The 12,930-nt window shown below is 68.2% G+C and carries 13 protein-coding genes; 10 read left to right on the top strand and 3 right to left on the bottom strand.

The features are described from left to right. Nucleotides 1-202: 202 nt before the first annotated feature. Nucleotides 203-1,000, bottom strand: coding sequence for a 30S ribosomal protein S2 (gene rpsB / locus ACIQCS_RS05050; protein ID WP_345846863.1), 798 nt, complete (start codon nt 998-1,000; stop codon nt 203-205). A 225-nt stretch (nt 1,001-1,225) separates the two neighbouring features. Here rpsB and ACIQCS_RS05055 point away from each other — a divergent pair, with 225 nt between their 5' ends. After that, nucleotides 1,226-1,471 carry a hypothetical protein gene (locus ACIQCS_RS05055; RefSeq protein WP_345846864.1) on the top strand — a complete coding sequence of 82 codons (246 nt, stop codon included), beginning with the start codon at nt 1,226-1,228 and terminating at the stop codon, nt 1,469-1,471. Between the two features lie 411 nt (nt 1,472-1,882). After that, complete coding sequence (locus tag ACIQCS_RS05060) at nt 1,883-2,101, top strand: hypothetical protein (RefSeq protein ID WP_345846865.1); 219 nt, start codon at nt 1,883-1,885, stop codon at nt 2,099-2,101. On the opposite strand, the gene ACIQCS_RS05065 is transcribed toward ACIQCS_RS05060, so the two are convergent. Then, nucleotides 2,037-2,837, bottom strand: coding sequence for a phosphatidylcholine/phosphatidylserine synthase (locus tag ACIQCS_RS05065; RefSeq protein WP_345846867.1), 801 nt, complete (start codon nt 2,835-2,837; stop codon nt 2,037-2,039). The two genes, ACIQCS_RS05060 and ACIQCS_RS05065, sit on opposite strands and share 65 nt — an antisense overlap. Before the next feature lie 38 nt (nt 2,838-2,875). After that, nucleotides 2,876-3,604 (bottom strand): phosphatidylserine decarboxylase, encoded by a 729-nt coding sequence (locus tag ACIQCS_RS05070; protein WP_345846869.1) that lies wholly within the window; start codon nt 3,602-3,604, stop codon nt 2,876-2,878. Between the two features lie 108 nt (nt 3,605-3,712). Here ACIQCS_RS05070 and ACIQCS_RS05075 point away from each other — a divergent pair, with 108 nt between their 5' ends. The 8 genes from ACIQCS_RS05075 (at nt 3,713) to ACIQCS_RS05110 (ending at nt 12,914) form a co-directional block, all read left to right on the top strand. Next, a complete protein-coding gene (locus tag ACIQCS_RS05075) occupies nt 3,713-5,095 on the top strand; it encodes a cytochrome P450 (protein WP_345846871.1) in 1,383 nt (460 codons plus the stop codon). Nucleotides 5,096-5,217: 122 nt separating this feature from the next. Then, entirely contained in the window at nt 5,218-5,835 is a 618-nt protein-coding gene (locus ACIQCS_RS05080) for a methyltransferase (protein ID WP_345846872.1), read from the top strand. A gap of 79 nt (nt 5,836-5,914) precedes the next feature. Continuing rightward, nucleotides 5,915-7,135 carry an NADP-dependent isocitrate dehydrogenase gene (locus ACIQCS_RS05085; protein ID WP_086129896.1) on the top strand — a complete coding sequence of 407 codons (1,221 nt, stop codon included), beginning with the start codon at nt 5,915-5,917 and terminating at the stop codon, nt 7,133-7,135. A gap of 140 nt (nt 7,136-7,275) precedes the next feature. Beyond that, nucleotides 7,276-9,234 carry a hypothetical protein gene (locus tag ACIQCS_RS05090; RefSeq protein ID WP_345846873.1) on the top strand — a complete coding sequence of 653 codons (1,959 nt, stop codon included), beginning with the start codon at nt 7,276-7,278 and terminating at the stop codon, nt 9,232-9,234. Nucleotides 9,235-9,247: 13 nt separating this feature from the next. After that, entirely contained in the window at nt 9,248-9,832 is a 585-nt protein-coding gene (locus ACIQCS_RS05095) for a hypothetical protein (RefSeq protein WP_345846874.1), read from the top strand. Between the two features lie 178 nt (nt 9,833-10,010). Beyond that, the gene (locus tag ACIQCS_RS05100; protein WP_345846875.1) at nt 10,011-11,810 is read left to right on the top strand and encodes a cation:proton antiporter; all 1,800 of its coding nucleotides are present in this window, start codon (nt 10,011-10,013) and stop codon (nt 11,808-11,810) included. A 73-nt stretch (nt 11,811-11,883) separates the two neighbouring features. Next, a complete protein-coding gene (locus ACIQCS_RS05105; RefSeq protein ID WP_345846876.1) occupies nt 11,884-12,396 on the top strand; it encodes a hypothetical protein in 513 nt (170 codons plus the stop codon). 2 nt (nt 12,397-12,398) lie between these two features. After that, nucleotides 12,399-12,914, top strand: coding sequence for a hypothetical protein (locus tag ACIQCS_RS05110; RefSeq protein ID WP_345846877.1), 516 nt, complete (start codon nt 12,399-12,401; stop codon nt 12,912-12,914). The last annotated feature ends 16 nt before the right edge of the window (nt 12,915-12,930 follow it).

Raw genomic sequence — 12,930 nt, forward strand, 5'->3', positions numbered from 1 at the left:
GGGCGCTTGCCCCGCCGGTATGTCAAAACCCCGTTCGTCCCGGGCTTGTCGAAGGGCCGTCTCGCTTGCCGCTCCGGAAAGAAGGGCGGGGCTTCGACAACCCCGGACCGGCTCCGGAGGCGAACGGGGGATAAGGCGTCGTTCCGAACTGACCGGGCGCCTAGTGCGCGCCTATGTCAGTTCGGAGACAATCACTTGCAAGTCAGGCGTCGATCTGGCGCTCGCCTTCGACGGCCTGCTCCGAAGCCTCGGTCAGGGCCGGCTCGACCGGAGCGACTTCCTGGGCGCCCAGATCGACGCCGAAGCTCGCCTGGCGGTCCTGGTTGCCGCGGGTCGCCGCGATGGCGATCGCCTCGCAGTACAGGCGGATGGCGCGCGAGGCGTCGTCGTTCGCCGGAACCGGGAACGCGATGCCGTCGGGCGAGACGTTCGAATCGAGGACCGCCACGACCGGGATGCCGAGCGTGTTGGCTTCCTTGATCGCCAGCTCTTCCTTGTTCGCGTCGATCACGAACATCACGTCGGGCAGGCCGCCCATGTCGCGGATGCCGCCGAGCGAGAGCTCGAGCTTGTCGCGCTCGCGGGTGAGCTGCAGCACTTCCTTCTTGGTCAGGCCGTGCGTGTCGCCCGAAAGCTGCTCCTCGAGCGTCTTGAGGCGCTTGATCGACTGCGAGATGGTCTTCCAGTTGGTGAGCATGCCGCCCAGCCAGCGATGGTTGACGAAATGCTGGTTCGCGCGGCGCGCGGCCTCGGCGATGGGCTCCTGCGCCTGGCGCTTGGTGCCGACGAAGAGGACCTTGCCGCCGGCGGCGACGGTCGAGTTCACGAACTCCAGCGCGCGCGCGAAGAGCGGCACGGTCTGCGAGAGATCGATGATGTGAACGCCGTTGCGCTCGCCGAAGATGTAGGGCTTCATCTTCGGGTTCCAGCGATGGGTCTGGTGACCGAAGTGCGCGCCCGATTCGAGCAGCTGCTGCAGGGTGACGACGGGTGCCGCCATAGGGATAACTCCTTCCGGTTGAGCCTCTGGGAAGCGAGTGATCGCGAAACGCGACACCGGTTTATGATGCTTCCCATGCGGGTTGAGAGCGGCGCGCTTACTCGAAAGCGAAAGGCGGCGCAAGTATCGAGATGGACGGACAGCGTCTCGGGTTGAATTCCAAGCCGCCCACTGTCGCTTTCCGGCCTGTCTCCCGATATGCTTGGCGGAAAGCATGGAGGCGATATGCCGCTTGAGGTCACAGGGCCGTCGACCGTCACGCTAACGGGTATAAACACCCCCGCGGTTGATCGGAACGGTACCGCAGTCATCATTTCCGCGTCACAGGAAGCGATCGACGATTTTGGCTGGGGGGTCATCCTGCCCATGGCCAGCCGGAAATATGACGACGGCATGCTTGATGCAAACTCCACTCCGATGGTGCGCGTGACCGTCGCTGATTGCCAGAGATGGATGGACGATAACGCCTAGGACGGATCGACATTCAGGACCTGTATCGAGCGCACCTTGCCAGCGGAGGAGAAGCCGTTCCCCGGCGAAGGCCGGGACCCGGTTGCGACGCCGTTCGAAAGATTCTCGTGCCTGGCCAGATGCGCCGAGACTGGGCCCCGGCCTTCACCGGGGAACGGGGCGGCCCCTCCCCCCCAAATGTCGACCCGTCCTAGAGGCCCCATGGCAAGAAGCGCCCAGCCGAAGCGATCGGCTTGGCGGCACGCTTCGTGCCGCTCCGGCCAACCCGGAACATGCAAGGAACATCCGCTTGACACCGGAACGTTAGCGGAACATAAAGGGCTCACAACGCGGACAGGGAACGTCGGCGGGCGCCAAGGGGTTGGAATCGCAGGGTTCTTGCCGGGCAAGGCGCGTTTTGGGAGCCAAGTGATGACTGCACTGCTTAGCGTTCTGCTGTTCGCCGCTGCCTTCGCCGTCGCCGGCTGGACGATCTTCTCGTCGATCGCCGCCGCGCTTCCCCGCATGCGGGAACTGGCCGGCCGCACGCTCGCGGCGCCCTTGCCCGAGCCGGCACCGGCCCGTGTTACCGTTCGCTACTCGGCTCCGGCCCGGCGCTCCGCTGCGTTCCCGCTGCGCGCAGCTGCCTGATCCGGCGATAGCTGCGCATGCTGAGCGGGATCGATACGAGGTACAGGATCGCGATCACCGCCAGCGTCGGCCAGGGCGCGGCCACCAGCGCCGCGATCAGCACCACCAGCACGGCGATCGCCTCGAAGCGGATGCGCTGCTTCAGCCGGACGTGCGGCGCGAAGGTGGCGACGCTGGAGATCATCAGCACCGCGACGAACGCGCTCCACGGCGCGACGACGATCGGCGAGCGCAGGTGCGGCTCCTCGGTGAACAGCCACAGATAGAGCGGCAGCAGCGCTAGGACGGCGGCGGCAGGCGCCGGCACGCCGGTGAGGAAGCCGGCGGACTTGTGCGGCTGGTCCTCGGCGTCGATCTGGGCGTTGAACCGGGCGAGACGCAGCGCGCAGAACAAGGCATGGACCAGGGCGATCATCCAGCCGAACCGGCCCAGGGTCTGCAGCGACCACAGATAGAGGATCAGCGCGGGCGCGACGCCGAACGAGATCGCGTCCGACAGGCTGTCCAGCTCGGCGCCGAACCGGCTTTCGCCGCGCACCATCCGGGCGATCTTGCCGTCCACGCCGTCGAGCAGCCCGGCGATGAGCACCATCAGAACCGCCAATTCCCATTTCGCGTCGATCGCGAACCGTATCGCGGTCAAGCCCGAACATAATGCGAGCGCGGTGATGGCGTTGGGCGCGATGGCGCGCAGCGGTATCCCGCGCACCGGGCGCATCCGCCGCATGCGCCGCATTCGACGGGGCCGGAGCGCGCGCTCCTCGCGCCGCTCGCTCACTGCGAGATGCCGCTGACGGCGGCGGCTCCCTTCCTGGCGATGACCGTCTCGCCCGCGATCGTGCGCTGGCCGAGCGTGACCTGCGCGACATAGTCCGCGGGCAGGAACACGTCGACACGGCTGCCGAAGCGGATCAGGCCGACGCGCTGGCCGGCGACGACCATGTCGCCCGGCTTGGTGAAGCTGACGATCCGCCGCGCGACCAGGCCGGCGATCTGGGTGAAGCCGATGCGCAGCCCGTGCTTGTCCTCGACGATGAAGTGCTGGCGCTCATTCTCCTCGCTCGCCTTGTCGAGATCGGCGTTGAGGAAGCGGCCCGAGATGTAGATCACGTGCCGGATCGTGCCGGTGATCGGCGTGCGGTTCACATGGACGTCGAACACGCTCATGAAGATCGAGACGCGCACCATCGGCGCGTCGCCCAGCGCCTGGGGCCCGCGCAGTTCCGGGGGCAGCTCCACCGGCTGGATCATCGTCACCAGCCCGTCCGCCGGGGCGATCAGCATCCCTTCCCCCTGCGGCGTCACGCGGATCGGATCGCGGAAGAATGCCGCGACGCCAAAGGCGAGAAACACCAGCGGCCAGGTGATGAAGTCGAAGATGAACAGGCTCGCCAGGGCGATCGCGGCGGCGATGGCCACATATTTGCGCCCCTCGGGGTGAATGTCCGGGAAACGCCACTTCACCGTCGAGGTCCCCAGCGGGGGCTTGTCCATAGATGCCATTGGAAGCCTCTAGCCGCGTGTCGCGGTCAACACAACGCAGGTGAGGCCGCCTCTTTCCCGCAGGGCGTTCGCGGCGTAGGGAACCGGCATCGCCATCGGAGGACCGCAATGCTGACGGACGGCGCGATTCGGGCCCTTGCCGAAGCCGGAGAGGGCGGCCCGGCCTCGCTCCATCCGCCCCGGCCCGAACCCCTGGCCAGCGTGCTGCCCTGGCGGATCCTGCGCACCGCCATGCGCAATCCGATCGCGGCCTGGCCGCCTGTGCTGTTCGAGGGCACGAGCTGGCGCCCGCCCTTTCCCGGCGCGCCCGTGTTCCTCACCGATCCCGCCGCCGTCCGCGCCGCCATGGTCGAGCGGGCCGAGGATTTCCGCCACGGCGATCTGTGGCGCCGGGTGATGCACCCCGCCTGGGGTGAAGGGCTGGTCGCCGTGGAGGGCGCCGAGTGGCGCTGGCAGCGCCGCGCCGCCGCGCCGGCGTTCCGCGCCGCCCAGATGGCGGCCCTCGCCCCGCGCATGCGCACCGCCGCCGAGGCTGCGCTTCTGCGCTGGCGCCACGCCGCCCAGCCCATCGACATCGCCGCCGAAACCGGCCGAATCGCCTTCGACGTGATCCTCGACACCGTCCTGTCGGGCGGCGAGGATTTCGAACGCGCCGAGACGGAGGTGCGCGTCGGCGCCTTTCTCGGCCAGCTCGAATATCGGCGGCTCAGCTACCTCCTCCTCCCCGACCGGGCCCATCGCGGCAAGCTGAACAAGCCCGCGCCCGAAGCCGCGCGGCTCCGCGCGGATGTCGACCGGATGATCGCCCGCCGCCGCGCCGCGCCGCCACGCGGCGACCTGGTCGACCTGCTGCTCGACGCCACCGATCCGGAGACCGGCCGCCCGATGGACGACGAGTTGCTGCGCGACAATCTGCTCGGCTTCATCCTTGCCGGCCACGAGACCAGCGCCGTCGCGCTCGGCTGGGCGCTCTGGCTCGCCGCCGCGCACCCGCCCACGGCCGAGCGCCTGCGCGCCGAGGTCGAGATGGTCACCGGCGGCGCTCCCGTCGACGCCGGCCATCTCGAGCGCCTGGTCTTCACCCGCCAGGTGATCCAGGAGACGCTGCGGCTCTATCCCCCCGGCTATCAGCTCACGCGCGTCGCCACCCGCGATACCGAGATCGACGGCCGCCGGATCCGCGCCGGCACGCGCATCCTGATCGCCGTCTATGCGCTCCACCGCCATCGCCGCCACTGGCACGATCCCGACGCCTTCGACCCCGATCGCTTCGCCCCCGGCATGCCGGTGCCCGACCGGCATCTCTACATGCCCTTCGGCGCGGGCCCGCGCATATGCCTGGGCGCCGCCTTCGCGATGACCGAGCTGGTCGTCACGCTCGCCACGCTCGTCCGCGCCGCACGCTTCACGCCCCTGTCGGCGCCTTTTCCCGTCGCCAGCACGAGCATCCGGCCGGGCGGCGGGCTGCCGATGCGCGTCGCGTTTCCCTGAGCGCCGCCCGATTTGCCCACAGTTCAGCTGCCCGGATGCGGCGAAATGCAACCGTGCCGCTTGCATGTTCGTTCGAATTGCCCAAATGCCGCGACTGTCCCCAAGTTGTAATAAGGTCGCTCATGCCCGCTTCCACTGCCGCCAAGGCCCGCACGCGTCACCGCCGCCCCGCCGGCACGCCGTCGCCCTGGGGCATGTTCTTCCGCGGCTTCCTGAAGCGCCCGGTGATGGTCGGCGCCGTCGCGCCCTCGTCGCGCTTCACGATCAACAAGATGCTCGCCCCGGTGGACTGGGAGAACACGAAGCTGTTCGTCGAGTACGGGCCCGGCGTCGGTACCTTCACTCGGCCGATCCTCGAGCTGCTCGCGCCGGACGCGAAGCTGATCGTGATCGACACCAACCCCGATTTCATCCGCTATCTGAAGCAGAGCATCACCGATCCGCGCCTGATCGCGGTGCAGGGCTCGGCCGCGGACGTGAAGCAGATCATCGCCGATCACGGCTTCGCGCATGCCGACTATATCGCCTCGGGCCTGCCCTTCTCCACCCTGCCCCCGGGCGTGGGCGACGCGATCGCCAAGGCGACGCGCGAAGTGATCCGCAAGGGCGGCGCCTTCCTCGTCTACCAGTACAACCCGCGCGTGAAGAACTTCCTCACACCGCACTGGTCGCACATCGATCACGCGATGGAGTGGATCAACATCCCGCCCGCGCAGCTCTGGTGGGCCTGGAACGACTGACGGCCGGCGCGGGGTGCTTGATCCCCCCGCCCCATCCTCCTAGACGCTCGCCAAACCCCCTTAAAAGGACAAGCGAGCAATGGCGAAGATCAAGGTTGCAACGCCCGTCGTGGAGATCGACGGCGACGAAATGACGCGGATCATCTGGCAGTGGATCCGCGAGCGCCTGATCCTCCCCTATCTCGACGTCGAGCTGAAGTACTACGACCTCTCGATCGAGAACCGCGACGCGACCGACGATCAGGTCACCATCGATTCGGCCAAGGCGATCCAGCAGTACGGCGTCGGCGTGAAGTGCGCCACGATCACTCCGGACGAGGCCCGCGTCGAGGAGTTCAGCCTCAAGAAGATGTGGAAGTCGCCGAACGGCACGATCCGCAACATCCTGGGCGGCGTCGTGTTCCGCGAGCCGATCGTGATCCGGAACGTCCCCCGGCTCGTCCCGGGCTGGACCGACCCGATCGTCGTCGGCCGCCATGCCTTTGGCGACCAGTATCGCGCCACCGATTTCCGTGTGCCCGGCGCCGGCAAGCTCACGATGAAGTGGGTCGGCACCAATGGCGACGAGCTCGAATATGAAGTGTTCGACTTCCCCGCCGCCGGCGTCGCCATGGGCATGTACAATCTCGACGAGTCGATCCGCGACTTCGCCAAGGCCAGCATGAACTATGCGCTCGATCGCGGCTGGCCGCTCTACCTGTCGACCAAGAACACGATCCTCAAGGCCTATGACGGCCGCTTCAAGGACCTGTTCCAGGAGACCTTCGACGCCGAGTTCGCGCAGAAGTTCAAGGATGCCGGCATCGTCTACGAGCACCGCCTGATCGACGACATGGTCGCCTCGGCGCTGAAGTGGTCCGGCAAGTTCGTCTGGGCCTGCAAGAACTATGACGGCGACGTCCAGTCGGACACCGTGGCCCAGGGCTTCGGCTCGCTCGGCCTGATGACCTCGGTGCTGATGTCGCCGGACGGCAAGACGATCGAGGCGGAAGCGGCGCACGGCACCGTCACCCGCCACTATCGCATGCACCAGCAGGGCAAGGCGACCTCGACCAACCCGATCGCGTCGATCTTCGCCTGGACGCAGGGCCTGTCGTTCCGCGGCAAGTTCGACAACACGCCGGACGTCACCAAGTTCGCCGAGACGCTGGAGCAGGTCTGCATCGAGACCGTCGAGAGCGGCAAGATGACCAAGGACCTCGCCATCCTGATCGGCCCGGACCAGCCCTGGATGACCACCGAGCAGTTCTTCGAGGCGATCCGCGAGAATCTCGAAGCGAAGATGGCCGCCTGGGCGTAAGGCATATCCACCTCCGGCACCCCCTGGGTGCCGGAGGCCGGAAGGTTAACCTTCATCTCGGTGCAAATGAGCGATTGCCACCGCCCTTGAGATGAATTTACCATCCCTCCCGATCAAGAGGATGATCGAGGGGGGAAATCATGCTCAGTTCGTTGCGCCTGTTGGCGGCAGCGTTCACGCTGCTCGTCGCCGTGGCCCTGCCTGCCGCCGCGCAGCCCTTTCCGGGCCCATTCCAGCCAACGCCCTTTCCGCAGCCCTTCCCCGCACCGGGACCGCTGCCTGCGCCGGCGCCCTTTCCGGGTTCGGTGCCGTTTCCCGGGCCGCCCACGGCGCTGCCTCCCCTCACGCAAATCGGGATCGATCCCAATCTCGGCCCGATCTGCGCAGGCCTTCCCGGGCTCGGCGCCGCACCCTGCGAAATCGTGCAGCGCCAGATTCCGATAGAGATGCGCGCGACGCAGATCTTCCCCCAGCTCATGCGCACGGGTTTCGACCCCATCCAGGGCCAGATCTGCGCCGGTCCGCTCGGCCCGGGGCCGTGCGTCGCCGTCGCCCGCTGGATCGCGATGCAGGAACTGGCGCAACAGCAGATCCAGTTGCAGGTGATCGGCAACGTGCCGGGTGTCGGCCCGATCTGCGCGGGTCCGCTCGGTCCCGGCCCATGCGAGGCGGTCCGCCTCTATCTCATGCAGGCCACCGCATCGATGCCGATGAATCCGTTCAATCTCCGCCAGGTCCAGGCAGTGGGAGGGAGCGGGATAGCCGGGCCGAACTGCAACGGGCCGTTCGGCATGATGCCGTGCCCGATGGTCGGGCAGGTCGGCCTCGATCAACTGGGCATGACGCCGATCCCCGGCGCCGGTACGTTCGGCCTTCCCGGCGGACTGAACACGCCGCAGGCGCTGGCAGCTGCCTGCGCGCAGCGCGTCGCCCTCGACGTCGGCGCCTTTGCCGGTTGCGTGGGCCAGCAGGTCATCCTGCCGCAGAACGAGCAGGCGGTGCTGGATTGCGCGGTATCCAGCAACGATGTGACGGCTTTCGGCAAATGCGCGGCGCCGCAGCTGGGCATCCGCGTTTCCGAGGATCAGAAGATCCTCGCCGATTGCGCCTTCCGGACCAGGGGCGACGCGCAGCGGTTCGCCGCCTGCGCCGGGGGCCAGTTCGCGGCCGGGGCGCTCGGCCCGAACGAACAGGCGGTACTGGCCTGCGCAGCATCGTCGGGCGCCAACAGCGAGGCGTTCGTCGCTTGCGCGGCGCCGCGCTTCCTGTCGCGCCAGCAGCAAGCGGTGCTCGATTGCGCGGTCGACGCAAGTGACGTGACCAGCTTCGCCACCTGCGTGGCGCCGAATGCCGGCATCTCGATGTCCGAAGATCAGCGGATCGTCGCCCGCTGCGCGATGCGCAGCAATGGAGATTCGGCTGCCTTCGCGACCTGCGCGGGATCGGCATATCTGGCCAACGGACTGGGCCAGCGCGAGCGGGCCGTGCTGGGGTGCGCGGCCAGCGCCAATGGCGACAAGGGCAGGTTCGCGGGATGTGCGGCCGAGACCCTGTTCGGCAAGAATCTGAGCCGCGAGCAGCAGATCGCCCTGCGCTGCGCCGCAGAATCGGGCGGCGACGGCAGCGTGATGCTCGGTTGCGCCGCCGCGAACATGTTCAATCTCCAGCTCAATCCCGAGCAGCAGATCGCCGTGCAGTGCGTGGTTGGAACCGGCGGCCAGCCCTATGCGGCGGCCGGCTGCATCGCCTCGCGCCTCACCTTGCGCGAATTGACCAAGTGCCTGAGCGACGGAGTCGGCGGCAAGGGCTGTTTCGGCGACTCCAACGACCTTGTAGGGAAGAACGGCTGGGTGCGCCGGACCATGGGCCAGATCGCCGGCGGGCCGAACTCGCTGATCAACAACCCCGGGCAGATCTGGGGCGGCGACAACAGCTTCGTCCGCAATCCCGGGCAGATCTTCGGCGGTTCGAACTCTTTCGTGCGCAACCCAGGGCAGATCTTCGGCGGGCCCAATTCGGTGTTCAACAAGCCGGGCCAACTGCTCCGGGCACCGAAGGTCAGGATCGGCGGCAAGAAGATCTGTCTGCCCTGGTGCTGAAATGGAGGACATGATGCGCAAGTCTATCGGCCTGGTTTTCGGATTGGTGCTGGCCACGACGCCGGCCCTGGCGCGCGACAAGGACCTTCGCACCATGAGCAGTGCGAGCGGCGAGACCGAGATCGGCTTCTGCGTGCGGCCCAGCCCGGATGCCTTCGGGTTCCCGGGCCACAGCTTCGTCACTTTCTCCGCCACGCGCCCTGGCGGCGGCCGCAGCTTCCGCGCGGTCGGACACACTGTCGCCGCCGGCACGAGCCCCGCCGGCGCCGCCTTCACCTATTTCGGAGGCAGTCCGGTGGCCGGCGCGCAGATGGAGGAGCGCTACACGCATCTCAAACAGGCCTGCCTGAACCTGAAGGTGGACCGGGCAGCCTATGATCGCGCGGTCGCGGCCGCGCGTCCGACCCTGACCGCGCTCGGCGTTTCGAACGAGACGGCGGCGGCGCTCGAGCGCTATTCGCTCAATGGGAATGACTGCATCGATTTCGCCGTCCGCGTCGCCAACGCGCTCGCGCCGGCGGGGCTCCAGGTTCCGGCGCGAAGCGCAGTCGACACGCCGAGGACCTATCTGGAGAAGCTGATCGCAGCCAATCCCTGATTATGGCGAGATTCCCGCCGCTTCGAGCCTTGCAATATAGGACCCGCCATGCTGCCCTTGGCCGCATGGCCAGAATCCCCCCCAGCACGCGTATCCCTGCGAAATCGGCTCCGGTGCGAGCCGATTCCCGTTGCCGTCCAGGCGCGGGATTCGCGAAGTCCGGCGGGGCCCCCGCGCCATGCTGAACCTCGGCAATAGCGGGCTCAGCGACACGCTGGTGATCCTCGGCGCCGCCGGGCTGGTCATCCCTGCCTTCGCGCGCGTCCGGATCAGTCCGGTGATCGGATTCATCCTGGTCGGCGCGCTGGTCGGCCCGTTCGGCCTGGGCAGCCTCGTGCCCACCAATCCCTGGCTCTATCACATCACCATCTCGGACGCGCATGCGATCGAGCCGTTCGCCGAGTTCGGTATCATCCTGCTGCTGTTCTCGATCGGGCTCGAGCTGTCGTTCAAGCGATTATGGTCGATGCGCACCCTCGTCTTCGGCGTCGGCGCCACCGAGCTGCTCGGCGCCGGGCTCATCCTCGCCGCCGTCCTCTATCTCACCGGGCTCAGCACCGGCGGCGCGATCGGGCTCGGCCTGGCGCTGGCGCTGTCCTCCACCGCGATCGTGCTGCCGATCGCCGGCACCACCAGCGCGGTCGGCCGCGCCGCCTTCGCGATGCTGCTGTTCGAGGATCTCGCGCTCGTCCCGATCATCTTCCTGCTCGGCGCGCTTGCCCCGGCGGCGGGCGGCGAAGCCGGCTGGATCAAGCTCGCCGTGACGCTCGGCTTCGGCCTCGCCACGGTCGCGGTGCTGTTCGTCGGCGGACGGATGCTGCTGCCGCGCATGTTCGCCCAGGCGGCGCGCACCAAGAGCCCCGAGCTGTTCCTCGCCGCCAGCCTGCTGGTGGTGATCGTCGCCAGCCTCGCCACCAGCGCGGCCGGCCTCTCGCCGATCGTCGGCGCGCTGATTGCGGGCCTGCTGATCGCCGAGACCGAATATCATGGCGAGGTCGAAGCGATCACCGCGCCGTTCAAGGGCCTGGCGCTCGGCGTGTTCCTGATCACCGTGGGCATGCGGCTGGACCTGGACTTCATCGTCCACAACTGGGCACCGCTGCTCGGCGCCTCGCTGTTGGTGATGCTGGTCAAGGCGGCGGTGACGACCGGCCTGCTCCGCCTCTCGGGCGCGCGCGCCGGCACCGCGGCGGAAGCCGGGGTGCTGATGGCCAGCCCCTCCGAGACCACGCTGATCGTGCTCGGCGTGGCCGGGGCGGCGGGCCTGATCAGCCCGAGCACCGCGGCCTTCTGGACCACGGTCACCGCGATCGGCCTCACCGCCACGCCGCTGCTCGCCAAGGCGGGCAGCGCCGTCGCGCAGCTGATCGAGCGCTCCAAGATGGAGGAGGCGTCCGATCCCGCGCTCGAGGAAGTGCGGAACGGCACCGTCATCATCGGCTTCGGCCGGGTCGGCCGCACGGTGGCGGACATGCTGCGCCGCCACAACCTGCCCTATATCGGCGTCGACGCCGATATCGACAATGTCAACGCGGCGCGGCGCGGCGGCTATAACGTGCTGTTTGGCGACGTCACCCGCTCCGAGCTGGTCGACAAGCTCAACCTCGGCCATGCCAAGGCGCTGGTCCTTACCATGGATGATCCGGTGCTCACCGTGCGCCTTGCCAAGCGGGTGCGCGGCTGGGTGCCCAACCTGCCGATCATCGCCCGCGCCCGCGATTCCGGCCACGCCGCCGAGCTCTACCGCGCCGGTGCCAGCGAGGCGGTGCCCGAGGCGCTGGAAAGCTCGCTCCAGCTCTCCGAAGTGGTGCTGGTCGACCTCGGGCTCGCCGTAGGGCCGGTGATCGCCTCGATCCACGAGAAGCGGGACGAGATGCGCAAGAAGATCAAGGAAGTCGCCGGCATGGATCGCGAGCCGCGCTTCCGCCGGGTGCGCGTCGACAAGGGCGGCGGCGAGGAGGCGGACGCGCCGGCATGACACGGATTGCACTTGCCGCCCGCGCCGGCCGGGCGCATTTCAGGCACCTGTTCCCGTTCGGAGAGTATTGACGATGTTCCTCAGCCTGCTGCTCCTCGCGCATGCCGCCGCCGGCCAGACCGCCGATCCCGTCGCGCCCGCGCGCGCCGGCCAGTATCAATGCGTCGTGCCCAACCGGGAGAAGAAGACCTGCCTCGGCACCACCAGCTACAAGATCGCCGGCAGCAGCTATGAAGCGGTCACTCGCCTGTTCCTCGCTCCCTCGCCGCTGATCACGATGGAAGTGCGGACCCGCGGCACGGTGGCGGACGGCAAGTTCTGCGAGACGGTGAAGCTCGCCGATTTCGAGGCGGGCACGGTGATGGCGAACGGCAAGCCGGCCGATGCGGCGACCGCGACCGCAGTGAAGAGCCAGCTCACCGCGGTCGTCGCGGCGCTCGACGGCAAGACCATCTGTTCCGCGATCAAGGCCGCCGAGGACGGCCTGCTGCTCAACGAGACCACCGTCGATGGTGCCGCCCGCCCCGATCTCGGCCAGAAGTTCATCTGGGTCGGCGAGAAGGACGGCTACGGCCTGGGAATGTGACCATGATCGCGACCCTCCTCCTGCTCGCTGCCGCCGCCGCGCCGATGCCCGGCCCCGACGCTCTCGACCCGGCCCGCGCCGGAAAGATCCGCTGCATCGGCCCGGACGCGCATGCGCGCACCTGCGCCACCATGGTGCGCTACACGGTGCACGAGGACGGCCGCTTCGAAGCCGTGATCACCGGCGTCGTCTCCACCGAGCCGACGATCCTGCTCGAATATCAGGCCTCGGGCCGGATCGAGGACGGCGCCGTCTGCTCGACCGTCCGCCCGGTCGACTTTACCTCGGGCAGGCTCAGCAAGGACGGGGCACCGCTCGCCCCGGCGGTGGAAAGCTCGGTCCGCGAGCGGCTGATGCTCGCGCTCCAGCCCCTTGCCGGCAGGAAGCGCTGCTATCGCGACAAGGTCGATGGCGACGGGATCGTGTCCGACATCACGATCGACGGCCTTGTCCGCGCCGACATGAACCAGCGCGCGCTGTGGGTCTCTCCCGAGGACGGCTGGGCACCGGGCATGTGAGCGGCGCCCCGCCGCG

Origin of the sequence: Sphingomonas sp. NPDC092440 (assembly GCF_044754985.1) — a bacterium.
In the GTDB taxonomy this organism is placed as follows: Bacteria; Pseudomonadota; Alphaproteobacteria; order Sphingomonadales; family Sphingomonadaceae; genus Sphingomonas.

Coding starts and splice junctions, on each gene's coding strand:
- ACIQCS_RS05105 (WP_345846876.1), top strand. CDS start 11,884: ATGTTCCTCAGCCTGCTGCTCCTCGCGCATGCCGCCGCCGGCCAGACC.
- ACIQCS_RS05070 (WP_345846869.1), bottom strand. CDS start 3,604: ATGGCATCTATGGACAAGCCCCCGCTGGGGACCTCGACGGTGAAGTGG.
- ACIQCS_RS05055 (WP_345846864.1), top strand. CDS start 1,226: ATGCCGCTTGAGGTCACAGGGCCGTCGACCGTCACGCTAACGGGTATA.
- ACIQCS_RS05095 (WP_345846874.1), top strand. CDS start 9,248: ATGCGCAAGTCTATCGGCCTGGTTTTCGGATTGGTGCTGGCCACGACG.
- ACIQCS_RS05100 (WP_345846875.1), top strand. CDS start 10,011: ATGCTGAACCTCGGCAATAGCGGGCTCAGCGACACGCTGGTGATCCTC.
- ACIQCS_RS05110 (WP_345846877.1), top strand. CDS start 12,399: ATGATCGCGACCCTCCTCCTGCTCGCTGCCGCCGCCGCGCCGATGCCC.
- ACIQCS_RS05060 (WP_345846865.1), top strand. CDS start 1,883: ATGACTGCACTGCTTAGCGTTCTGCTGTTCGCCGCTGCCTTCGCCGTC.
- ACIQCS_RS05090 (WP_345846873.1), top strand. CDS start 7,276: ATGCTCAGTTCGTTGCGCCTGTTGGCGGCAGCGTTCACGCTGCTCGTC.
- ACIQCS_RS05080 (WP_345846872.1), top strand. CDS start 5,218: ATGCCCGCTTCCACTGCCGCCAAGGCCCGCACGCGTCACCGCCGCCCC.
- rpsB (WP_345846863.1), bottom strand. CDS start 1,000: ATGGCGGCACCCGTCGTCACCCTGCAGCAGCTGCTCGAATCGGGCGCG.
- ACIQCS_RS05085 (WP_086129896.1), top strand. CDS start 5,915: ATGGCGAAGATCAAGGTTGCAACGCCCGTCGTGGAGATCGACGGCGAC.
- ACIQCS_RS05075 (WP_345846871.1), top strand. CDS start 3,713: ATGCTGACGGACGGCGCGATTCGGGCCCTTGCCGAAGCCGGAGAGGGC.
- ACIQCS_RS05065 (WP_345846867.1), bottom strand. CDS start 2,837: ATGCGGCGCATGCGGCGGATGCGCCCGGTGCGCGGGATACCGCTGCGC.